The 22,748-nt window shown below is 68.4% G+C and carries 19 protein-coding genes, 1 tRNA gene and 2 rRNA genes; 7 read left to right on the forward strand and 15 right to left on the reverse strand.

The window, feature by feature from the left end; genetic code table 11:
* Nucleotides 1-24: 24 nt before the first annotated feature.
* From JIN95_RS05925 to JIN95_RS05935, 3 genes are all read right to left on the reverse strand, one after another.
* Complete coding sequence (locus tag JIN95_RS05925) at nt 25-360, reverse strand: NifU family protein (RefSeq protein WP_095635671.1); 336 nt, start codon at nt 358-360, stop codon at nt 25-27.
* Between the two features lie 101 nt (nt 361-461).
* Complete coding sequence (locus JIN95_RS05930; RefSeq protein WP_095635672.1) at nt 462-788, reverse strand: hypothetical protein; 327 nt, start codon at nt 786-788, stop codon at nt 462-464.
* 167 nt (nt 789-955) lie between these two features.
* Nucleotides 956-1,561: a 2Fe-2S iron-sulfur cluster-binding protein gene (locus tag JIN95_RS05935; RefSeq protein WP_095635673.1), complete on the reverse strand. Its 606-nt coding sequence runs from the start codon at nt 1,559-1,561 to the stop codon at nt 956-958.
* A 222-nt stretch (nt 1,562-1,783) separates the two neighbouring features.
* Here JIN95_RS05935 and JIN95_RS05940 point away from each other — a divergent pair, with 222 nt between their 5' ends.
* Nucleotides 1,784-2,266: an RNA-binding protein gene (locus JIN95_RS05940; RefSeq protein WP_095635674.1), complete on the forward strand. Its 483-nt coding sequence runs from the start codon at nt 1,784-1,786 to the stop codon at nt 2,264-2,266.
* 88 nt (nt 2,267-2,354) lie between these two features.
* Here the strand turns inward: JIN95_RS05940 and glmM are convergent, their stop codons facing one another.
* The 4 genes from glmM to JIN95_RS05960 form a co-directional block, all read right to left on the reverse strand.
* The gene (gene glmM / locus JIN95_RS05945) at nt 2,355-3,689 is read right to left on the reverse strand and encodes a phosphoglucosamine mutase (protein WP_200530791.1); all 1,335 of its coding nucleotides are present in this window, start codon (nt 3,687-3,689) and stop codon (nt 2,355-2,357) included.
* Nucleotides 3,690-3,809: 120 nt separating this feature from the next.
* Nucleotides 3,810-4,022 carry a hypothetical protein gene (locus JIN95_RS05950; RefSeq protein ID WP_095635676.1) on the reverse strand — a complete coding sequence of 71 codons (213 nt, stop codon included), beginning with the start codon at nt 4,020-4,022 and terminating at the stop codon, nt 3,810-3,812.
* 134 nt (nt 4,023-4,156) lie between these two features.
* Entirely contained in the window at nt 4,157-4,951 is a 795-nt protein-coding gene (locus JIN95_RS05955; protein ID WP_200530792.1) for a hypothetical protein, read from the reverse strand.
* Nucleotides 4,952-5,056: 105 nt separating this feature from the next.
* Nucleotides 5,057-5,995 (reverse strand): DUF1616 domain-containing protein, encoded by a 939-nt coding sequence (locus JIN95_RS05960; RefSeq protein ID WP_200530793.1) that lies wholly within the window; start codon nt 5,993-5,995, stop codon nt 5,057-5,059.
* 166 nt (nt 5,996-6,161) lie between these two features.
* Between JIN95_RS05960 and JIN95_RS05965 the strand changes: the two genes are divergently transcribed.
* Nucleotides 6,162-7,025, forward strand: coding sequence for an endonuclease/exonuclease/phosphatase family protein (locus JIN95_RS05965; RefSeq protein ID WP_200530794.1), 864 nt, complete (start codon nt 6,162-6,164; stop codon nt 7,023-7,025).
* A 40-nt stretch (nt 7,026-7,065) separates the two neighbouring features.
* On the opposite strand, the gene JIN95_RS05970 is transcribed toward JIN95_RS05965, so the two are convergent.
* The gene (locus JIN95_RS05970; protein ID WP_200530795.1) at nt 7,066-7,749 is read right to left on the reverse strand and encodes a DUF1028 domain-containing protein; all 684 of its coding nucleotides are present in this window, start codon (nt 7,747-7,749) and stop codon (nt 7,066-7,068) included.
* A gap of 432 nt (nt 7,750-8,181) precedes the next feature.
* Here JIN95_RS05970 and JIN95_RS05975 point away from each other — a divergent pair, with 432 nt between their 5' ends.
* Genes JIN95_RS05975 through JIN95_RS05990 form a run of 4 tightly spaced genes read left to right on the forward strand, consistent with a single transcriptional unit; the run spans nt 8,182 to nt 16,163 of the window.
* Nucleotides 8,182-10,257: a serine protein kinase PrkA gene (locus JIN95_RS05975; protein WP_200530796.1), complete on the forward strand. Its 2,076-nt coding sequence runs from the start codon at nt 8,182-8,184 to the stop codon at nt 10,255-10,257.
* Nucleotide 10,258: 1 nt separating this feature from the next.
* Nucleotides 10,259-12,712, forward strand: coding sequence for a kinase anchor protein (locus tag JIN95_RS05980; protein ID WP_200530797.1), 2,454 nt, complete (start codon nt 10,259-10,261; stop codon nt 12,710-12,712).
* Nucleotides 12,703-14,085 (forward strand): DUF444 family protein, encoded by a 1,383-nt coding sequence (locus tag JIN95_RS05985; protein ID WP_095635700.1) that lies wholly within the window; start codon nt 12,703-12,705, stop codon nt 14,083-14,085. Before JIN95_RS05980 ends, JIN95_RS05985 begins: the two co-directional genes overlap by 10 nt.
* The gene (locus JIN95_RS05990) at nt 14,082-16,163 is read left to right on the forward strand and encodes a SpoVR family protein (RefSeq protein ID WP_200530798.1); all 2,082 of its coding nucleotides are present in this window, start codon (nt 14,082-14,084) and stop codon (nt 16,161-16,163) included. Before JIN95_RS05985 ends, JIN95_RS05990 begins: the two co-directional genes overlap by 4 nt.
* A 72-nt stretch (nt 16,164-16,235) precedes the next feature.
* On the opposite strand, the gene JIN95_RS05995 is transcribed toward JIN95_RS05990, so the two are convergent.
* Together JIN95_RS05995 and JIN95_RS06000 are read right to left on the reverse strand one after the other, a co-directional pair.
* Nucleotides 16,236-16,934 (reverse strand): dienelactone hydrolase family protein, encoded by a 699-nt coding sequence (locus JIN95_RS05995; RefSeq protein WP_200530799.1) that lies wholly within the window; start codon nt 16,932-16,934, stop codon nt 16,236-16,238.
* Nucleotides 16,931-17,545: a VOC family protein gene (locus JIN95_RS06000; RefSeq protein ID WP_095635703.1), complete on the reverse strand. Its 615-nt coding sequence runs from the start codon at nt 17,543-17,545 to the stop codon at nt 16,931-16,933. Before JIN95_RS06000 ends, JIN95_RS05995 begins: the two co-directional genes overlap by 4 nt.
* A gap of 172 nt (nt 17,546-17,717) precedes the next feature.
* Between JIN95_RS06000 and JIN95_RS06005 the strand changes: the two genes are divergently transcribed.
* Nucleotides 17,718-17,864 (forward strand): hypothetical protein, encoded by a 147-nt coding sequence (locus JIN95_RS06005; RefSeq protein ID WP_198951484.1) that lies wholly within the window; start codon nt 17,718-17,720, stop codon nt 17,862-17,864.
* Between the two features lie 43 nt (nt 17,865-17,907).
* On the opposite strand, the gene JIN95_RS06010 is transcribed toward JIN95_RS06005, so the two are convergent.
* The 5 genes from JIN95_RS06010 to JIN95_RS06030 all read right to left on the reverse strand — a co-directional run bounded on the left by JIN95_RS06010 (nt 17,908) and on the right by JIN95_RS06030 (nt 22,557).
* Nucleotides 17,908-18,117: a hypothetical protein gene (locus tag JIN95_RS06010; RefSeq protein WP_095635704.1), complete on the reverse strand. Its 210-nt coding sequence runs from the start codon at nt 18,115-18,117 to the stop codon at nt 17,908-17,910.
* Between the two features lie 108 nt (nt 18,118-18,225).
* Nucleotides 18,226-18,714: a hypothetical protein gene (locus tag JIN95_RS06015; RefSeq protein WP_095635731.1), complete on the reverse strand. Its 489-nt coding sequence runs from the start codon at nt 18,712-18,714 to the stop codon at nt 18,226-18,228.
* Between the two features lie 441 nt (nt 18,715-19,155).
* A tRNA-Cys gene (locus JIN95_RS06020) sits at nt 19,156-19,231 on the reverse strand.
* Nucleotides 19,232-19,370: 139 nt separating this feature from the next.
* Nucleotides 19,371-19,492: ribosomal RNA gene (rrf, locus tag JIN95_RS06025) — 5S ribosomal RNA — on the reverse strand.
* Between the two features lie 148 nt (nt 19,493-19,640).
* A 23S ribosomal RNA gene (locus JIN95_RS06030) occupies nt 19,641-22,557 on the reverse strand.
* Nucleotides 22,558-22,748: the final 191 nt, after the last annotated feature.

Genomic DNA, 22,748 nt, shown 5'->3' on the forward strand with positions numbered 1-22,748 from the left:
GAGGGCGGGGTCGGCCCGCCGCGCTCAGAAGTGGTTCGCGGACTCGGTCTCGTGTTTCAGCTCCCCGCCGCGGCCGCCCTCGACGGTGGAGGCGCCCTGGTCGCCGGAGGAGGCGGTCCGCACCGTCACGTTCTCCACCTCGTCGAAGTCCATGATCAGGTCGCGGCGGATGTTGTCGGCGGTGATGTTCGAGATTCCGCAGCCGGAGCAGGTGCCGCCGAGCTCGACGACGACCTCGCCGGTCTCGGCGTCCGCCTCGCGCACGACGCTCGTGCCGCCGTGCATCTGGATGATCGGCATCTGCCCGACCATCCACTCCTCGACCCGGTCCGCGAGGCTTTCGTCGCTCTCGTCGCTCATTACCACGCCTTCGCGGCCGAACCTATGGAAGCTTGCGGTTTGCGAGCACGGCGAAAGCGAGAAAGGAACTGTGTCACCGTCGATCCTGCGGGAGAGACCGGTCACTCCTCGGGCGGATCCCGTCGGTCTCCGTCGTTCGGGAGCCGAGTGGGGTCCGCGGGGTCGTCGCCGTGCATCGAGTCGTCGCGTTCGAGGAGATAGAGGAGGGGCCCCAAGGCCGCGATCACGAGCACGCCGGGAATCGGCGCGTCGGGGACGAGGAGGACGGTGGTCGCGGCGACGCCGGACGTGACGAGGACGAAGGCGGCCCACAGGCCCGGCGATCCGAGGTCGACGCCGACCGCCTCGGCGTCGCGGTAGACGAGCGCGGCCGCGACCGCGGCGAGGGCCGCGGCGATCCCGGCGCCGAGGACCGTGGTGAGGGACATACCGATCGTTCGGTCGAGAGGCGAAAAAGGGTGTCGCGAGCGGACGGGAGAGTGCGTGAGACGGAAAGCGAATCGGAGGGATGGAAGAGAGAGGAAGAAAGGGAGAGAGGGGAGAGGGAGAAGAGGAAAGAGAAAAGCCCCGCGGACCGCGGCGGAGAGCGCGACGACTACGGCGCCTCGCCCGTCTCGATGGAGAACGAATCGCGGGGGTACGCGACGCAGGTCAGGGTGTAGCCGTCGTCGATCTCGGCCTCCTCGAGCATCTGCTGGTTGTCGTGCTCGACGTAGTCCTCCGAGGGGCCGTCCGTGATGTGGCCGGCACAGGAGACGCACTGGCCCTGACGGCAGGCGTACGGGAGGTCCCACCCCTCGTCTTCGCCCTGCTCTAAGATCGGCTGGTCGTTGGAGAGCTCGACGGTCTCGCCCTGCTTGACGAACTCGACCTCGAAGTACTCGACCTCGTCTTCGGGGATGTCGCCGGGACCGGAGCCGCCGGCCTCGCCGTCCTCCAGTTCGCCCCCTTCGCCCTCGGCGCCCCCGGCGGGGATCGCCCCGCCGCCACCGCCGCCGCCGATGGCGCGGTTCCCGGGCTCGGGGAACTCGGTCTCGGGGACCGCGGACGCCCGGCGTTCGAGCACCTCGTCCGAGATGTCGGTCGCGGGCTCCCACCCTGTCCCCTTCAGGCTGCTGACGAAAACGACCAGCAGCGTCGCGATCGCCCCGAGAACGATCGCGGGCGTGTTCGCGACGTTCGCAATGAGCGGGTTGAGCATACGAACGGATTAGAAGAGGTGGTTTAAGGCCGTTTTGATCGGTCCAACCGCGCGAGCGGGCTCGGCACCGGGATGTCGCCGGGGGGTCACCGGGGCGTCGACGGGGCGTCACCGGGCCGTCGCCGTGGCGTCCGGACGTCTATCCCGGGCGTCTGGACGTCGATCCCGGGCGACCGCCGACGGAGCGGTCCATTTATCGGCCGAGCGGTCGACTTGACCCGCATGGAAGTGAAATCGCGGCACCACCTCCGGAGCGACGACATCGCGGCGATCCGCGAGGCGGTCGCCGACCACCTCGGCGTCGACATCGACGGGGACGCCTTCGAGCTCGTCGAGTTCGTGGACGCGGACGTCGAGCTCGTGTTAGTCGACGGCGAGCCGGCGGTCTTCTACGTCGACGACGACGAGCCGTTCCTCACCGTGCGGGGCGCGAACGACTACGAGCCGGAGACCGGCATCGTCACCGTCGACTCCGGCGCCATCTCGTTTGTCTCCGACGGTGCCGACGTGATGCGTCCCGGCATCGTCGAGGCCGACGCGGCGATCCGCGAGGGCGACCTCGTCGTGATCGCGGAGGAGACCCACGGGAAGGTGCTCGCGGTCGGCCGCGCGATGGTCGACGGCGACGAGATGGTCGGCGACAGCGGGAAGGTCGTCGAGTCGATCCACCACGTCGGCGACGAGCTGTACGAGTTCTCGGCGTGAACGCGGCCGAACGGGAGATTCGCTTATAAACGGATGCGGACATCGATCCGGCCGGGGCACCGAAGGCGGCCGAACTGGAGGGACGGTTTTACTCCCCCTCGCTGTACGTCTCGACCAGTTCACAGGCGGACTCGAAGACGGCGTCCGCCCGCTCGGGGTCGCGTGCCTCGGCGGTGACCCGGATGCGAGGCTCCGTTCCGCTCGCGCGCACGAGGAACCACGCGTCTCCGAGATCGACCCGGACGCCGTCGAGGGTGTCGACGTCCTCGTAGTCGGCCTCGACGGCGTCGCCGATCCGCTCCATGACCGCCGCTTTCTCGCGAACCTCGAAGGTGGTTCTGCGGATTGGGTACCGCTCGACGTCGGCGACCTGCTCCGCGAGGGGCCCCGCGTCGGAAACGAGTTCGACCAGCTTCGCCGCCGCCAGCGGGCCGTCCGGACAGAGCGTGTCCTCGGGGAAGATCCACGCTCCGCTGGGCTCGCCGCCGAAGACGACGCCCTCCTCCGTGGTTCGCTCGGCGACGTACACGTCGCCGACGCGCGTCCGAACGACCTCCGCGCCGACCTCGGCGAGCGCGTCGGCCACGAGGAGGCTCGTGTCGACGGGGACGGCGACACGGTCCCCCGGACCGGCGGCGTCCCGGGCGAACAGCGCCAACAGGACGTCCCCCGGAACGAACTCCCCCTCGCCGGTGACGGCCATCATGCGGTCGGCGTCGCCGTCGTGGGCGATCCCGAGGTCGGCGTCGGTCGAGCCGACGGTCGCGGCGAGCGTCGAGCAGTTCTCCGCGGTCGGCTCGCTGGGTCGCCCCGGGAACCGCCCGTCCGGCTGGGCGTTGAGCGTCTCGACCGAACAGCCGATCGCCCCGAGCGCGTCGACGCTGACGCCCCCCGCCCCGTTGCCGAGGTCGACGACGACCGACGGCGGGTCCGCGACCTCGACCGCGTCGGCGATCGCCTCGGCGTGGGCCGCCCGCGCCTCCGTCCGCGTCGACCGCTTGCCGAGGGCGTCCCAGGGCTGCCGGTCGAAGTCGGCGGCCCGGATCCGCTCGACGAGGCGGTCCTGTCCGGACTGGTCGTACGCCTGTCCGGAGGGCTGCCACAGCTTGAGGCCGTTGTCCTGCGGGGGGTTGTGCGAGGCGGTCACCGCCACGCCGGCGTCGGCGTCCCACGTCGCGATCGCGCGGGCGACGGTCGGGGTCGAGGCGACGCCGACGTCGATCACGTCCGTCCCGCACTCGGTCAACCCCGCCGCCAGCGCGTCCACGAGCGTCGGGCCGCTGGTGCGCGCGTCCCGTCCGACGACGACCCGATCGGTCTCGCCCGCCAGCGCGCGCCCGACCGTCAGGGCGAGGTCGGCGTCGACCTCCTCGCCGACGCGCCCCCTGATACCGCTGGTTCCGAAGTACTCTCGCTCGGTCATCGTCCGCCAATGCGGAAGCGCCTCGTATAAATGGTCACCACCGATGCGTCCGAGAGGCGACGCCTCCAAGCGGCGGTCGCCCGGAGCCCGTCCGCGGCGGGCTCGGTCGCGCGACTCGTCTCACTCTCCGTCGGTCTGCATGTACCCGTACACGGCCGCGCCGGTGGCGACGGTCGCGGACCCGACTCCGAGGACGACCAACAACACCACCTCGTCCACCACGTCCGCGGCCGACAACACCATGAAGAGCGTCGAGGCGACGGCGACGCCGATCAGCAGGGCTCCGACGAGGGCACCCGCCCGGGAGAGGGACCTGATCCAGCGTCGGATCATCGTTATTTCTCCGGTTTCGATATGAATAGAATAAATACGACGGAATATGTCTCGCGATTTCGTGGGAAAGAAACCTGGATTTGGGGCCGAAAAGGCACTCACGGTGCCGATCCGCTCTTTCGTCTCGGGGTCGGTTACGCAGAGCGGCAGAACCGCCGCCAGAACGAGTGCGCGAACAGCTCGGCGGTCGTCCGGTCGCGAACGGCCCGGAGCCGGTCGGGGGTCGGCGTGGCGGTGCCGGCGAACGAGCGGAACGGCGCCGGCACGGCCCCGGGAAACGTCTGAACGAAGTCCGTCCACGCCACGCCGCCCGGCCAGCGTCCGGCCTTGAGCACCCTCGAATCGAGCAGGTCGGCTGTCGGTATCTCCCCCTCGACGAGGGCGGCGAACGCCTCGTCGTCGACGACGCCGAACCCGGACGGCGTCCGCGGGAGGGGCGCGTGCCAGTCGAGTTCCGGCAGCAGCGGCACGTCGTACTCCCGGGCGTACGCCCGGATCGGACGGGCGGTGTGTCGCCCGCGAGCCAGGGCGTTCAACGCGGCCGGATAGCCGGTCGTGTACCCGAGCGCGACGCCGAACGGCTCCCCCTCGACGCGTTCGACGGTCGGCCGCGGCAGCGACCGATCCGCCGGGCCGTCGAGCTGATAAACCAGCTCTCGGACGCCGTCCGAGCCGATCAGCTGATCGACGACGACTTCCCCGTCGGAGTAAGTCGCCTCCGGTCCGTCGGATCCTCCAGTCTCAACTGCGGCGCCCGCGACGCGCAGCGCGTGCGTCTCCGGAACGGCGTCGGCGATCGTCACGTCGGTCGGCTCGGCCCCGTCCGCCCGTACCGAGACCGTCACCAGCTGGCTGTCCGCCCCGATCCTGTGGGTCGATTTCGTCACCGCGACGTCCTCGTCCCCCTGTCTTGCATCAGTGTCTCTCATCTCGTCTCTCTCCGCGCCCACGACTCGCGTGCTCGTTACTCCCATACGGCGCGGGCAAGGTTAAATAAGCACACCCCTCCGGCCCGTCCGGGCGGGCGTTCCGTCTCACGCCGGCCGGACAGTGAGCCAGACGTGGACCTGTCGGACCGGCGAGTCGGATCCGTCCCGATAGAGGCGCGCGGTCAGTCGCAGCCGTTCGCCGACCGTCCGCGGTCGGACCGTCCGCCGGGTCACGTTCGTTTCGCCCGCCGAGACGCGGACGTCGAACCGGTCGAGCTCCCGCGACTCGTCGACGCTGACCGCGTCCCCCTCGACGGTGACGCGTTCGAGGCTGACGACGACGCGACCGTCGAAGTCTGACCGAAGCGTTCCGACGCCGACACCGAGCGTCGTCGGCTCGCCCGCGGTCGCGTTCGAGGGGTAGCTCCCGGCGACGAGGTCCCCGGAACCGTCCTCTCCGAGCACGTAGAACTCGGTGACCGAGGCGGTACCTGTCGACTCGTCGGCGACGACGCCGACCGCCCCGACCGCGGCGACGAGGATGACGAGCGTCAGCGCGACGCCGGCGAGCCCGTCGCCGAGCGCGACGGAGCGGACGCGGGCCCGAACCGCGTCGACGTCCGCACCGGCCTGAGCGGTCACCGGGAGACGGCGCCGTCGGTACCACGCGAGGGACGTGGCCCCGAGCGTGACGACCGACAGCCCGACGACGACGGCCGTTCGTCCGAACCCCCAGACGGTGAAATCGAGCGCCACGCCGACGAGGGCAACGGTGACGGTGCTCGCGGCGACGCTCAGGCCGAGCCGGGCCGTCCACGACGTCTGTCCCTCGGAGCGCGGCGCGGTCTCTCCGGCTCGCGGGAAGACCGCAGACACGAGGGCGTAGCCCGGTACGAGCAACACGAAAGGGAGGCCGAACGCCACTGCAATCGGGCGCCACTCCCCGAGTGGCGTGAACGCGACGCCGATCGCGAGCAGAACGCTCGCGACGACGGCGAAGAGATCCGCCGTACGCGGTCGACTGCTCCCCCCGACGTTCGACATAACACCCGATATCCGAGAGAGCATAAAAACGCGCTGGATACCAGGTACGGTGGGACGGAGATGACTGAGCGACCGGCCCCGCGGCATCGGGACCAGCGACGCGCCGGTCGTCGACCGGGCGATCGCTCCGCGCCTTTTAATCGCCTCCCCACCGACCCCCACGGTAATGACCGCGATTCGGGTGCTGAGCTACAACGTCCGCTACGCCAACCGCGGCGACCACCACGACGCGTGGCACGACCGGCGGGACGCCGTCGGGCGGCTCGTCCGCTTCCACCGCCCGGACGTCGCCGCCTTTCAGGAGCCGCTGCCCGAGCAGCGCGAGGACCTGCGCGAACGGCTGCCGGACTACGAGTTCGTCGGCCGGGGGCGCAAGGCCGACGGCGAGGGCGAGGGGTGTCCCATCGCGGTGCGGGCCGACCGCTTCGAGGTCCTCGACGGCGGCACGTTCTGGCTCTCCGAGACGCCGAGCGAGCCGTCGACCGGCTGGGACGCGGACTACCCGCGGATCGCGACGTGGGCGCGGGTCCGCGCGACCGACGGCGACGCCGCGCTCCTCCTCGTCAACACGCACTTCGACCACGTCAGCGCGCGGGCGCGCCGCGAGTCCGCCCGGCTGCTCCGCGAGCGGCTCCCCGGGCTAGCGGGAGGAGACGCCGGCGGCAACACCGGAGACGGGGCTAACGGGCGGTCTCCCGTCGTCCTCGTCGGCGACCTCAACTGCACGGCGGGATCGGATCCGCACCGGATCCTCGTCGACGACGAGCCGGAGGCGGGGACGGAACCGGCCGCAGAGCCGGCCGACGGCGACCGACTCGCGCTCCGCGACGCGGCCGCGGCCGCCGACCTCCGGCACGGCCCGGAGACGAGCCTGACCGACTTCGCGCGGCTGATCGACGGGCGCCGGATCGACCACGCGCTCGTCTCGCCCGAGGTGGGCGTCGAGGCGTTCGCGACCCTCGCGGACCGCGACGACCGGGGGCGGTACCCCTCCGATCACCTGCCGATCCTCGCGCGGTTGGAGCTGTGAGACGCTTCCGGAGGCCGGACCCCGCGCGGACCGACTCCTCCTACTCTTCGTCCGCGTACTTCGCCAACACCGCCTCGTAGCCGCGCTTCGCCGTCTCGTACGTCTCTCGGAGGTCGGCGACCGGCGTCTCGCTCGCGTCGACGCGGAGGTCGTTGTAGTAGGGGTCGTCGGCCTCCGCTTCCGTGTTCGTCACCTGCAGCGCCGCGGACTGGACCTCGAGGTCCTCCCGCTTGTCGCCGCCGGCCTCGTGGCCGGCCGCGAGCGCGTCGATCAGCCGCTCGGCCAGCGGGGCGTCGCCGTGGGCGTCCGACTCGTAGGCGGCCGCGGTGTCGTCGATCACGTCTTCGCCCGTCAGCAGGTTGCCCGCGACGGTGTAGTTCTCGCCGACGACGTGGCCGTACCAGTCGTTGCACTCCTCGCCGGAGAACGCGAACGTCCCGTCGGCGTCGACGCCGTGGAGCTGGCGCTGGGGCTTCCCCTCGTCGGCGTTTAAGAGGGCCTCCAGGGCGTCGTCGACCGCGAGCCCGTCCCCGAGGTACTCGATCCCCTTCCGCCCGAGCTCGACGTTGACGAGCGACTGTGTCGCCACCGCGCCGTCCGGCGACGCGAACGAACACAGCGTCCCGACGCCCGGCAGGCGCGTGGTCACCGCCACGCCGTACCGGACCTGGTCGCCGCCGTCGTCGTCCGTGTACCGCTCGCGAACGCAGATGCTGAACGTCACACCCGTCGTGGGGCGGCGACCGGCAAAAGGCTGCGCTCCGGGGGCGGCGTTACCGCTTTCGGCGCGCCTCGCCGGTCGAAAAGCGCAATCACGGGGCGTGAGACGGCCGATAGCCGATGAACCGTCGAGACGGGAAACCGCCCGCCGCGAGGCCGATCGAGTGAGTACGTGCCACGGTAACTGCCGACACACTTATGAGTGAGAATCCCTCCCATACATATAGCCTCGGTTACGGGCGAACCGGCGACCTGCGGCGGGTCCCCTCGACGACAGCGGCGTTCGCGGCTTCATGAGCCGTCGTTTCGGCACGGAGAGCCGCGCTGCTCCCCGGCGCGGGCCCCACGCGGGTCCAGGGCGAGTCCGGCGACGGCCGGACCGCGATCGACCGCGTCCCGGTCGTCGAGTCCCCGCCCGTCCGAGCGACGTGATACAATGCCAGACCGACACACGCTCGAACGGCTCAGCGAGGAGTACCGGACGAACGTCCCGGACGACCTCCGGGAACCCCGCTCGTTCGACTGGTACCTCGACGCGCTGTACGAGGAGCCGCGGATCGCGCGGAACGCTCACCAGCGCGTCGCGGACATGTTCGACCACTACGGCACCCGCTACGACGAGGAGCGCGGCGTCGTCGAGTACGGGCTCGCCGCGGACGACCCGCTCCACGACGGCGAGAACGTCTTCTACGGCCGCGAGGTCCACGAGGCGATCCACGAGTTCGTCAACAAGGTGAAGTCCGGTGCCCGCGGCCTCGGGCCGGAAAAGCGGATCAAGCTCCTCCTGGGCCCCGTCGGCTCCGGGAAGTCGCACTTCGACTGGCTGGTCCGCCGCTACTTCGAGGCGTACACCCGCGAGGAGGCCGGCCGGATGTACACCTTCCGGTGGGTCGACCTCTGTTCCGTGATCGACGACCAGGACCCCGGCGACGACGTGGTCCGGTCCCCGATGAACCAGGACCCGCTCGTCCTCATCCCGCGCGAGCAGCGCGAGCGCGTGATAGCGGAGATCAACGAGCGGCTCGACGCCCCCTACACCCTCCGGAACGACCAGCACCCGGACCCGGCCTCGGAGTTCTACCTGAACGAACTGCTCGCCCACTACGACGACGACCTGGAGAGCGTCCTCGACGAGCACGTCGAGGTCGTCCGGCTCGTCGCCGACGAGAACCGCCGGGAGTGCATCGAGACGTTCGAGCCGAAGGACAAGAAGAACCAGGACGAGACGGAGCTCACCGGCGACGTCAACTACGCGAAGCTCGCGGTGTACGGCGAGTCCGACCCGCGCGCGTTCGACTACGCCGGCGCGTTCTGTAACGCCAACCGCGGGCTGTTCTCCGGCGAGGAGCTGCTCAAACTCCAGCGGGAGTTCCTCTACGACTTCCTGCACGCCTCCCAGGAGTCGACGATCAAGCCGAAGAACAACCCCCGGATCGACATCGATCAGGTGATCGTCGGCCGGACGAACATGCCGGAGTACCGCGAGAAGACCGGCGACGAGAAGATGGAGGCGTTCAACGACCGGACCAAGCGGATCGACTACCCCTACGTGCTGGAGTACGACAGCGAGGCGGAGATCTACCGCAAGATGCTCGACAACGCCGACGTGCCCAATGTCCACGTCGAGCCGCACGCCCTGGAGATGGCCGGGCTCTTCGGCGTGCTCACCCGCCTGGAGGAGCCGACCGACGAGACGGTGAGCCTCCTCGACAAGGCGAAGGCGTACAACGGCGAGCTCGAAGACGAAGAGATCGACCGCCGGAAGCTCCGCGAGGACGCCGCCGAGTCCGCGGACGTGGGCGAGGGGATGGACGGCATCTCCGCGCGGTTCGTCGGCGACGAGATCGCCGAGGCGATCATGGACGCCACGCACCGCGACCGCACCTACCTCTCGCCGCTGTCCGTCTTCGACCACTTCGAGGCGAACCTCGGCGGCCACGGCTCGATCGCGGAGTCCGACCTCGACCGGTACGAGCGCCTCTTAGAGACCGTCCGCGAGGAGTACCGCGAGCGCGCCATCGAGGACGTGCGCCACGCGTTGGCGTACGACGTGGACGAGCTCCGCCGGCAGGGCGAGAAGTACATGGACCACGTGATGGCGTACATCGACGACGCCACCGTCGACGACGAGCTGACGGGGAGGGAGACCGAGCCGGACGAGACGTTCCTGCGCGCGGTCGAGGAGCAGCTCGACGTGCCCTCGGACCGGAAGGACGACTTCCGGCAGGAGGTGTCGAACTGGGTCTCCCGGCGCGCCCGCGAGGGGCGCGGCTTCGACCCGCGGGAGAACGACCGGCTCCGGCGCGCCTTGGAGCGCAAGCTCTGGGAGGACAAGAAGCACAACATCAACTTCTCGGCGCTGGTCTCCGCGACCGACCTCGACGACGAGGAGCGGAGCGCGTGGGTCGACGCCTTGGTCGACCGCGGCTACTCCGAGGACGGCGCCGCCGAGGTGCTGGAGTACGCGGGCGCGGCCGTCGCCCGCTCCGAGATCGAGGACGGCGGGGACTGAGATGACCGGACGCGATCCGCCGGACGGCGACGCATTCGTCCGCGACGCCGACGAGGCACTCCGGGGGGCGTACGACCCGCCGATGAGCCTCGAGGAGTACGTCGACCGGGTGTTGGAAAATCCGACCGCGGCCGCCTCCGGCGCGCGGTACCTCCTCGCCGCCGTCGAGTCGCAGGGGACCCGCGAGGTCCGCGAGCGCGGCGAGCGGCTGGAGCGGTACCGGTTCTTCGACGATCCGTTCAACGACGGGGAACACGCCGTGTTGGGCAACACCGCCGCGCTCAACGCGTTCGTCGACGACCTCAGAGCCGCCGCCGCGGGGCGCGGCAACGACGAGACGATCGTCTGGATCGACGGCCCCACGGCCACCGGGAAGTCGGAGTTCAAGCGGTGTCTGGTGAACGGGCTCCGGGAGTTCTCGAAGACCGAGGCCGGGCGGCGCTACACCGTCGAGTGGAACGTCACCGGGGCCGGGGGCGGCGGGAGCGGGACGGGCGCCGCCTCGCTCTCGTACGGCGACGGCGGCGACGCTGGGGCGTGGTACCGGAGCCCCGTCCAGACGCACCCCCTCTCGGTGTTCCCGGAGGCGGTCCGGGAGTCGATCGCCGACGCCGTCGACGACGACGCCTACCCGATCGCGGCCGACGTGGACCTAGACCCGTTCAGCCGCGAGGCGTACGACCACCTCGAGTCGGCGTACCGCGACGAGGGGCGCCGGGACCTGTTCTCGGCGATCACCGACCGCGACCACCTGCGGGTGACGAGCTATGTCGTCGACGTGGGCGAGGGGATCGGCGTGCTCCACGCCGAGGACGACGGGAGCCCGAAGGAGCGGCTCGTCGGCTCGTGGATGGGCGGGATGCTCCGCGAGCTCGACTCGCGCGGGCGGAAGAACCCGCAGGCGTTCAGCTACGACGGCGTGCTCTCGCAGGGCAACGGGGTCGCAACCGTCGTCGAGGACGCCAGCCAGCACGCCGACCTCCTCCGCCGGCTCCTCAACGTCCCCGACGAGCGGCGCGTGAAGCTCGACAAGGGGATCGGGATGGATCTGGACACCCAGCTCATCGTCATCTCGAACCCCGACCTCGACGCCGAGCTCGATCGCCACGCCGAGCGCGAGGGGGCGGACCCGCTGAAGGCGCTGAAGCGCCGGCTCACCCGCCACGAGTTCCGCTACCTCACGAACCGGCGGCTGGAGGCGGAGCTGCTGCGCCGCGAGGTCGGCGGGCCGCGCGGCGTGCCGACCGTCGACGGGGTCGAGGAGGACGCGGCCGGAGAGAACGAAGCCGGGGAGAACGGGCGCGAGACGGAGCGCGACCCCGCGAAGGAACCCGGCGCGGCGGCGCTCTCGATCGGCGTCCGCGACGGCGACGGCGGCGTGACGGAACGCGAGCTCGCGCCCCACGCGGTCGGGGCCGCCGCGCTGTACGCGGTCGTCACGCGGCTCGACACCGACGACCTCCCCGCGGAGATCGACCTCGTCGAGAAGGCGGAGCTGTACGAGGCCGGCGAGATCCGGCGCGAGCGGGACGGCGAGGAGGAGCGCATCGCCGTCGACGACGTCGAGTTCGGCGACGGCGACGGTCGGAACGGGGTCCCGGTCACCTACGTCCGGGACGCCATCGCGGAGCTGCTCGGGTCCGACGCCGATCGGAGCCACCCGGAGCTGCCGGTCGAGCGGGTGGTCACGCCGACGGACGTGCTCGACGCGATGGCCGAGGGGCTCGCCGACGCGCCGGTGTTCTCGCGGTCGGAGGTCGCGGAGTTCGAGAGCCGGCGGGCGCCCGTCGCCGAGCGCGTGCGCGAGCGCCAGCGGGCGGACGTGGTCGACGCGGTGCTCGCGGCGGAGACCGTTCCGGAGGCGACCGTGGCGGAGTACGTCGAACACGTGTACGCGTGGGACGCCGACGAGCCGGTCGAGACCGAGCGCGGCCCGGAGGAGCCGGACGCGCTCGCGATGAAGGTGTTCGAGACGGAGACGCTCGGCCGGTTCGACGAGGGCGACTACCGCGGGACCGACCCCACGGAGCCGGTCGCGACGTTCCGACGCGAGCGGGTGATCCGCGCGCTGACCCGGTACGCGTGGCGGAACCGCGGCGACGCGTTCAGCGTCGACGACGTGGCGCTCGGCGAGATCCCGGAGCTGAAGGCGGTGCTGGAATCGAACGACCTCGCGGACGTGAAGCGGCGGTTCCCGGACCTGGACCCCGCCGAGTGGGCCGACCCGCCGGCCGACACCGAGACGGAGCGCGCGAAGGCGGCGACGATAGACCGGCTCGTGGACCGGGGGTACAGCCACGCGTCGGCCGAGCTGACGAGCCGCGCCGTGATGCGGAGCGTCCGCGACGAGTGGGCGGAGCTGACCGCCGACGGCGGCGCCGGCGGCGGGACTCCCCCGGACGGACCGGGAGACGATCGCGACGGCCGGAACGGGGGTGGTCGGTCGTGGGACTGACCGAGGACCGCGAGCGCTTCCGCGAGGTCGGCGAGGAGCGCCGCGAGGACCTCGCGGAGTTCATCAGCCACGGCGACCTCGGCGGCTCCGGTCCCGATCGAGTGAGGATCCCCGTCAAGATCGTCGACCTCCCGGAGTTCGAGTACGATCGGCGAGAGGCCGGCGGCGTCGGGCAGGGCGGGGACGGCCAGCCGCAGCCCGGCCAGCCGGTCGAGCCCGAGCCCGGCGGCGACGAGGAGGGCGACCCCGGCGAGGAGGGCGGCGAACACGAGTATTACGAGATGGACCCCGAGGAGTTCGCGCGCGAGCTCGACGAGGCGCTCGGGCTCGACCTCGAACCGAAGGGGAAGCGGGTGGTCGAGGAGGTTGAGGGCGACTTCACCGACACCGCCCGCGCCGGCCCGCGCGGGACCCTCGACGTCGACGAGTTCTTCAAGCGCGGGCTGAAGCGCCACCTCGCGACCGACTTCGACGAGGAGTACGTCCGGGAGGGGCTGTTCGTCGCCGGCGCCGACGTGGACGACGTGTTCGCGTGGGCACGGGGAGAGGGCGTGCCCGTCTCGCGGGCGTGGATCGCCGACGCCGCGGCGACCGCGGCCGAAGCGCACGGAGAGCCGGTCGAAGCGCTCGACCGGTGGGAGAGCTTCGACGCGCTCGACGACGAGGTCGACCGCGAACCCGCCACGCACCGGATCCGGCGGGAGGGGCTCGACAGCGTCCCCTTCCGCCGGGAGGACGAGCGCTTCCGCCACCCGGAGGTGATCGAGAAGCGCGAGCGCAACGTGGTCGTGGTGAACGTCCGGGACGCCTCCGGGTCGATGCGGGAGACGAAACGCGAGCTCGTCGAGCGGGTGTTCACCCCGATGGACTGGTACCTGACCGGGAAGTACGACGCCGCGGAGTTCCGGTACGTCGTCCACGACGCGGAGGCGTGGGAGGTCGACCGCGAGGAGTTCTTCGGGATCCAGTCGGGCGGCGGGACGAAGATCTCGAGCGCCTACGAGCTGGTCGAAGAACTCCTCGAAGAGTATCCCTACAGCGAGTGGAACCGCTACGTGTTCGCGGCCGGCGACTCCGAGAACGCCGGCAGCGACACGACCGACTCCGTGATCCCGCTGATGGAGTCGATCGACGCCAACCTCCACGCGTACGTGGAGACGCAGCCGGGCGGCGCCGCGCCGAACGCGCGCCACGCCGACGAGGTCGAGGACGCGCTGGGCGACGCCGACGACGTCGCCGTCGCGCGCGTGTCGGAGCCCGACGACGTGACCGACGCCATCTACGAGATCCTCAGCACGGAAGGGGAGGGCAGCGGTGATTCGACCGCCGGTGAGGCGGCGAGGGGGCGGACCGACGGGGGTGGGGGCCGATGAGGGACGAGCGCGTGGAGGCGAAACGCGAGGCCGACGCGCTCGACGAGCCCGCCGCGGAGGCCCGCGAGCTCGCCGAGCGGCTCGGCCTGGAGCCGTACCCGGTGCGGTACTGGGTCGTCGACCACGACGAGATGAACGAGCTGATCGCGTACGGCGGCTTCCAGCGGCGCTACCCCCACTGGCGGTGGGGGATGAACTACGAGCAACAGCGGAAGAAGGACCGTCACGGGCTCGGAAAGGCGTTCGAGATCGTCAACAACGACGACCCGAGCCACGCGTTCCTCCAAGAGTCGAACTCGCCCGCCGACCAGAAGGCCGTGATCACCCACGTCGAGGCGCACGCCGACTTCTTCGCGAACAACCGGTGGTTCGGGCTGTACGCCGACCGCGGCGAGGACGGGCCGAACGCCGCGGCGCGGCTGGAGCGCAACGCCGACCGGATCGCGGCGATCGCCGACCGCCCCGACGTCGACCGCGACGAGGTCGAGCGCCTGATCGACGCCGTCTCGGCGCTGGAGGACACGATCGACCAGCACAGCCCCGTCGACGCCGCGCGCTCGGTCGAGAAGCCGGGCGTCGCCGACGACGTGAGCGACCCCGACGGCGACGCGCTCGCGGCGATCCAAGACCGGATCGACGAGCTCGACCTCTCCGAGGAGGTGCGCCGCGACGTGTTCGACGACGAGTGGCTGGAGGCCAGAGGCGAGGGGGTCGAGCCGGAGGAGCCGCGCCCGGACGTGCTCGCGTTCCTGCGCGACTACGGGAAGCGGTACGACCCCGACAGCGGGAAGGCGGTCGATCGCGAGCCGTGGGAGACGACCGTCATCGACGCGCTCCGCGAGGAGGCGTACTACTTCGCAGGTCAGAAGCAGACGAAGGTGATGAACGAGGGGTGGGCAACATATTGGGAATCCGTCATGATGGGCGGCGAGGGATTCGCCGGCCCCGACGAGTTCCTCACGTACGCCGACCACATGTCGCGGGTGCTCGGCTCGCCGGGGCTCAACCCGTACAAGCTCGGGTTCGAGCTGTGGACGCACGTGGAGCTGCGGGCCGCCCGCCGCGACGTGATCGACAAGCTGCTCCGCGTCGAGGGGGTGACGCCCGAGAACTTCCACTCGCGGATCGACCTCGATCGGGTCGCCGACGCGCTCGAACCCCACCCCGCGATCGCCGGGGCGGGACCGGCGACGCTCGACGAACTCGCCGACCTCGCCGCCGAGGGCGACCCGCGCGTCGACGGCGAGGCGGTCGACCGAGCGCTGTCGGCCCGGAGCGAGGAGGAGTCGGCGGGCGACGACGGCGAGACCGCTCCCGACGCCGGGCCGGACGTCGAGCGCTACCCCTGGAAGCTGCTCACGCGCGAGGGGCTCGCGGAGCGCCACTACGTCCTGTCGCGGCCCGAACACCGTGGCGCCCTCCGGAACGTCTCGCGGGAGACGCTCGCCGAGCGGGCCCGGTACATGTTCGACGTCGACCGGTACGCGACCGTCGACGAGGCGCTCGCCGACGCGGACCGCGCGGCCGGCTGGGACCGCATGCTGGAGATCCGTGAGAGCCACAACGACGTGACGTTCATCGACGCGTTCCTCACCGACGAGTTCGTGCGCGAGCGGAACTACTTCACCTACGAGTACAGCCGGGCGACCGAACGGCACCGCGTCGCCAGCGTCGACGCCGACGACGTGCGGAAGAAGCTTCTGCTCCGGTTCACGAACTTCGGGAAGCCGACGATCGTCGTCTTGGACGGGAACTTCCGGAACCGGGGAGAGCTCCTCTTGGGCCACCGGTACAACGGCATCTCCCTCGACGAGGAGTCGGCGAAGGCGACCTTAGAGCGCGTCTTCGAGCTGTGGGGTCGGCCGGTGAACCTCGCGACGATCCGGGTCGAGTACTCCGACGAGGCGATCCGGCGCGCCAAGCGACGGGGCACCGAGCCGGAGGGCGAGGAGGTCGGCGTACGCCTCCAGTACGACGGCGGCGAGGTGACCGAACACGACCTCGACCCGGCGATCAGAGAGCGGATCGAAGCCGACGAGGTCGACTACGACACGAAGCCGGACGACTGGCTAGCGTGACGAGCGCGGGAAAAAAGCGGGAGCGCAGGGACACGGACGTTCGATCGCAACCGGCCGCGAACGACCGCCGCCTTACACCAGGTCGGTGACCATCGCGGAGACGGCGTCCGTCTCCTCCTCGTTGATCCCGTGACCCATCCCCTCGTAGATCCGTTCGTCGACATCGCCGCCGAGCGCCTCCAAGACCTCGGTCGTCTCGTGGACCCGCTCCTCGGGAATGTGCGGATCCACGTCGCTGCAGCCGAGGAACGCCGGCGTCCCCGCGAGCGCGTCGGCCGCCTCCCCGTCGACTGCGGCCGCCGCGTGAGAGACGTAGTCGTCGCGGTCGATCGACTCGCCGATGAGCCCCCCGCTGAGGACCGCGAGTCCGCCGTACCGGGTCGGGTTCCGCGCGACGAACTCGCTCGCCAGGCAGGCGCCCTGCGAGAACCCGCCGACGAGGACCCGCTCGGTCGGGATCCCGGCGTCCGTCGCGGCCTCGACCGCTCGCCCGACCGCCCGCAGCCCGGAGCTCCGACCGGGCTCGTTGTCCGCGACTGGGGCGAGGAAGGAGTTCGGGTACCAGGTGTTCGCCGCCGCCTGCGGCGCGAAGATCGCGACGTCGCCGTCGCCCGCGATCTGCTCTCCGAACTCGACGATGCTGCGCGCCGTCGCGCCGCGCCCGTGGACGAGGACGACGGCGGCGTCCGCCGCCTCGACCGCGGCGCCGGCCGTCACCAGCGGTTCGTCGGCGTGCGGGTCGTCGCCCGCGTGCGGAGTACGCCCGCTCATACGCCGACGCCCGCGTCCGCGTCGGGGAGGTCGTGTTTAATCACCGGGAGGCCGAGCTCCTCTAAGGCCCCCTTCATGTGCCGGTCCTGCGCGAAGTCCGCGCCGTCCTCCTCGCGGAGCCGCTGGGCGGTCGCGAGCACCTCGCCCTTGCGGTCGTCCGGAATCTCGTACTTGTCGGCGGAGAGCTCGATGACGAGGCCGTTGTTGTCCTGCGTGTAGATCGAGTGGAAGATCCCGCGGTCGAACACGTTGTACCCCTTGCCGGCCTCCTCTAACGCCGCCATGATCTCCTCGTACTCGTCGGGCTCGACGCTGAAACAGAGGTGATGGACAGCGCCGGTGCCGGCGCGCTGACCGCGCGCGGAGGGGCGGTCGTCGCTCACGAAGAACGTCAAGATTCGTCCGTCGCCGGTGTCGAAGAACAGGTGGGTCTGCGAGGGGTCATCGAGGTTCGGCTGGCGGAGGACGAGCGGCATGCCGAGCAGGTCGCGGTAGAAGGCGATCGTGTCGGCCTCGTTGCTCCCCCAGACGGTGATGTGGTCGGTTCCGGTGGTGTGGAACGGTGCGTCCGGAAGCTCCGTCGTGACCGGAGCCGGGCTGTCGTCGCTCATACCACCGATAGGAGGTCGACACGGATAAAAGCGAGAGGGACCGCCGCGCCACCCGCTGACACCGGTGTTATCCGGGCGCGGACCCGGCTCGGAAAGCGGTGCAGACGGCTCGCCCGGGGCGGCGGCGACGCCGAAGCGAACCGCTTAATCCGAACAGGGCGAACCGAGAGGCATGGAGATACTGCTACACTCCGGACTCGAACACCCGAACACCCTGTGGATCGCGATCGCCGCGGTCGTCTCGTTCGTTCTCGGCGTCGTCTCGGCCACGTACGGCCGGCGGCTCACGGCCCCCTTCCGAGAGTCCGCGGAGGAGTGACCGAGAGCGGTCGAGCCGGGACTCCGACCGTCGAACCGGCCGACTACGAGCCCTGCCAGACCGGCGGGGCAACGCCGAGCGCCCGAACGACGGGCGGGTAGCCGAACGCGACGACGAACACGAGAAGCATCGACGGGAGAAACGAGAGCGAGCCGACGAGACGCTCGACCGCCGCCAACACGACGAACATCACGACGAACATCACGCCCCAGTGCGGGGCGAGCTGACGGACTTTCTCCGCGGTATCGGTCATACGCCTCGGAACGGGACGGACGGATATAGGTTGTCGGTCGCGCGGACGGAGTCGAAAACGGAAACAGAAAGCGAACGGCACCCGCGGAGGGCCCGCCCGCAGAGGAGATCAGTACCGCGAGGGGATGAACGCCGCCGAGAGCAGCAGTACGACCGAGAACAGCCCGAGGATCAGCACGCGGGTCAGCCCGGAGTTGTACTGTTCGAACTGGTCGATCTCCGCGACTTGCGCCTCGTACCCGTCGATGTCCGACGACAGCGTCAGCGTCGCGGTGCCGTCGGGGAAGTTCGCGACGAAGTCCGTCTCACCGAGCGTCACCATGGACTCGTCTTCGACCTCTATCTCGCCGCCCTCCGACCCCTCTTGTTCGATCGTCGCCACGATCGAGGTCTCGGCGCTCCCGCCGTGGCCGCCACCGCCTTCTTCCACCTCGGAGATGTCGGCCACGACGTACTCCGCGCCGTCCACTTCGAACGAGTCACCGGCGGACAGTTCGTAGTCGGGATTCTCGAACGCGACCTCCGGACTCTCGGCCGTTACGGTGAGCACACCGGCCACGCCCGCGACGAGAAGGAAGAGCGCGGCGTACACGGCCACAGCGCGTCGTTGCATAGTTCCAGCATGGGTCACCCGGTGTATAACGGTTACTAAGCCGTGCTCTCGAAACGCGAAACGGAGCGACGCGGAGCGCGGATCGCCACGGCACGCCGATCCGTAGGCCTCGATGAATTCCTCTCGATGCCAGGCGACGAACTCGGGAGAGAGAGCAAGTGAGGCGGTTCGGAAGCCCACGCGCTCACGACGCGAAGGAAGACACGCCCGGGCATCCGGCTCGGAACGGCCGACGCCGTCGCCGAGGCCGCGGTGCGAGACCGGACGTGCCGTCGTGGTCACGGCCGACCAACTGCCGCACCACACCGCGCGCTTCCGTGACGAGGTCAGCTCCCGCGAAGTGTTCGACGGGAACGACTTCTGAGAGGGGGGACAGCGATCACCCGATTCGGCGAGCGAACCGCTGTCGGAACGACGTTCGAAGAAAGCCAAGGGCCGGATTTGAACCGGCGTTGGGCGGCTCTGCAGGCCGCTGCGTCTGACCAGACTCTGCCACCTTGGCGCTATCGAAGGTACCGCAGTCGAGCGTTTAAGCCTAGCGGTCGCGTGCGGTAGACAGCACTGCCGCTCGCCGAATAGCAAATTAGCCCACGGACGCCGTGTCCGTGGGCTGTGTGTGGGAGAATTCTCCCGTATGAATGGGCAGGCGGCGAACCGCGGTTCCCAGAGGATCGCTCACTCCAGTACTTCCCGGTACGCTGGTGGGCTTAACTTCCGTGTTCGGAATGGGTACGGGTGTTCCCCCACCGCTCTGGCCGCCTTTACGCCGACTCTCGGACTCGAACCGAGACTCTCTCCACAATCTGTGGAAGAGACGCCTGTGTCGGTGGTTCTGATCTCTCGATCGGCCGACCGTGTATGCGTGCGATCCAGTTACCGCCTGAACTCATACGAACTGTGGTGTCAGTGCCGTATGACTGTGGCTTCGGTCTGTTAGTGCTCGTGGACTCAACACCTCGTTGCCTCGGTGCGTACATCCCGAGTCTATCGAACTCGTCTTCTACGAGTGACCTCATCGGTACTTCTTTTCCATGTGGGTTTCGAGCTTAGATGCGTTCAGCTCTTACCCCGTGTCGCGTGGCTACCCGGCATTGCGTTCTCACACAACCGGTACACCAGTGGCGACCAAACGTAGTTCCTCTCGTACTATACGTTCGTTCACGTCAAGTACCTTGACACCCCCAATAGATAGCAGCCGACCTGTCTCACGACGGTCTAAACCCAGCTCACGACCTCCTTTAATAGGCGAACAACCTCACCCTTGCCCGCTTCTGCACGGGCAGGATGGAGGGAACCGACATCGAGGTAGCAAGCCACCCGGTCGATATGTGCTCTTGCGGGTGACGACTCTGTTATCCCTAAGGTAGCTTTTCTGTCATCTACGGGCCCCATTCCGGAGCCTCGTAGGTTCGCTAGACCACGCTTTCGCGTCAGCGTCACTCGTTGGGAATGACACTGTCAGACCATCTTGTGCTCTTGCGCTCTTCGCCGGATTTCCGACCCGGCTGAGATGATCTTCGGGCGCGCTCGATATCTTTTCGAGCGCGTACCGCCCCAGTCAAACTGCCCGGCTACCGGTGTACTCCTCCCGGAGTGAGAGTCGCAGTCACCGACGGGTAGTATTTCAATGTTGCCTCGGTGGCCCGCTGGCGCGGGTACCTGTGTAACGGCTCCTACCTATGCTGCACATCGGCGACCACGTCTCAGCGACAGCCTGCAGTAAAGCTCTATAGGGTCTTCGCTTCCCCTTGGGGGTCTCCAGACTCCGCACTGGAACGTACAGTTCACCGGGTCCAACGTTGGGACAGTGGCGCTCTCGTTTATCCATTCATGCAAGCCGCTACTGAAGCGGCAAGGTACTACGCTACCTTAAGAGGGTCATAGTTACCCCCGCCGTTGACGGGTCCTTCGTCCTCTTGTACGAGGTGTTCAGATACCCGCACTGGGCAGGATTCAGTGACCGTACGAGTCCTTGCGGATTTGCGGTCACCTGTGTTGTTATTAGACAGTCGGAGCGCCCGAGTCACTGCGACCTGCTCCGTCGAGAGCAGGCATCCCTTCTTCCGAAGGTACGGGACTAACTTGCCGAATTCCCTAACGTCGGTTCTCCCGACAGGCCTTGGCTTGCGCTGCCAGAGCACCTGTGTCGGATCTCGGTACGGACATCGTGCTCGTCTTTTCACGGGCCCTATGTACGGCTGACTTGCGCTATCTCGCGCTTCTCTCGCTTCGTGCCATGACGGCGTCCACGAGATTCCACGATTTGACCGGGCGAAAGCCCGGCTCAGCGTTCCACACGGCGTCGACTTTCACTGCACGATGGCACTGGAATCTTAACCAGTTTCCCGTTGATGCAGTCGAGTTACGGTGCATCTTAGGACCGGCTGACCCTCGGCTGAGTGGCAGTGCCGAGGAACCCTTGCTCATCAGGCCGTCGAGGTTCTCACCCGACTATCGCTGCTACTGTGACCAGGATTGTCGTTTCTGAACGGTCCACGCGAGCTCTCGCCCGAGCTTCCATCCGAACAGAACGCCAACCTACGCGGTTGCCCCTGTCAAGGGCACGGCCAGGTCTCGGTGGTAGATTTGAGCCCCGATCATTTTGGGCGCCTCAAACCTCGGCCGGTAAGCTGTTACGCTTTTCTTAGAGGGTAGCTGCTTCTAAGCTCACCTCCCGGCTGTTTAGGGCTTGAGACCACCTTCGAATCGCACTTAATCTACACTTTGGGACCTTAACCCGGCTCTGGGTTGTTCCCCTCACGGTGCACAGGCTTACCCCGCACACCGGACTCCCTTCGTCTACAGCGCCTGCGGGTTTGGAGTTCGACAGGATGGCCGACTCCTCTCGGAGGCGGGTCATCCAATCGGTAGCTCTACCCCGCGGGCTACCTCGGAAGAGGTCATGCTTCGACATGTTTCGGTTGGAACCAGCTGTTGCCAGGCTCGATGGGCCTTTCACCCCTATGCGCAGATCACGAGAGGATATTGTAGAATACCAACTCTAACGGGCCTCCACGTGGCTTTCGCCACGCTTCACCCTGCCTGCGTATAGATCGCCTGGTTTCGGGTCGCACCCAATTGACTCCCCGCGCTTGAACACGGTGGCCCTCGCAATGCTGCGGCCGTATCGGTTTCCCTGCGCCTTCCCCGGTTCACGGGTTAGACTCGCCAATCAAGTGCACTCCCTGGGTCGTTTTTCAAAACGCACGACACGACGCCGGCTCGATTCTCTTCCTACTAGAGGATCGCTCCTCGGTCGTTTCAAGAATCGCCTTGTACGCCCTGTCGCTCGATCGCCAGCTGATTTCAGGCCCTATTGCACCGCCCTTCTCGGGGTGCTTTTCAGCGTTCGCTCACGCTACTTGTTCGCTATCGGTCTCGAGGAGTGTTTAGCCTTCTCAGGGGATGCCTGAGTTGTTCACAGAGGATATCCGACCCCTGCTACTCTGGTATTGACGCCTTCTGTACTGCGGTATCTTACGGGGTTGTCACCCTGTTTCACGCTCCGTTCCAGGAGACTTCAGATACCGGATCGAGAATTGATTGTCAACCCGAACACCACATTGGTCCGAAGACCTTCGGTTTGGGCTGTGTCGCGGTCACTCGCGGTTACTGACGACATCGCTATTGCGTTCTTTTCCTTCCCTTACTGAGATGTTTCAATTCAGGGAGTTCCCTATTGCGCGTGGCAATTGTAAACGGATTCCGATTCGGAAACCTCGTGTTCTTTCCCTCCATGCGGGTCCCACGAGCTTTTCGCAGCTTGGCACGTCCTTCATCGGCTCTCGAGCCGAGCCATTCACCAGCTGGCACAGTAGCCAGTAGTGTGTCAGTCGGTTCTATACAGAACCGCTGACGGTGTCAAGTGACTAAATGTCACCCGACTGTATATGGTTCACTGACGTTCCACGAACTCGTATGAGTTCAGTGGACGTCTGGATCGCACGTATACACGGTCGTCATCGGATCACGTCCAGGCATGGAGCGTGTCCGTCGAACCCTTCCCATCCGCGGTTTCC

This window comes from Halorubrum sp. LN27 (assembly GCF_016635065.1).
Classification (GTDB): Archaea; Halobacteriota; Halobacteria; order Halobacteriales; family Haloferacaceae; genus Halorubrum; species Halorubrum salipaludis.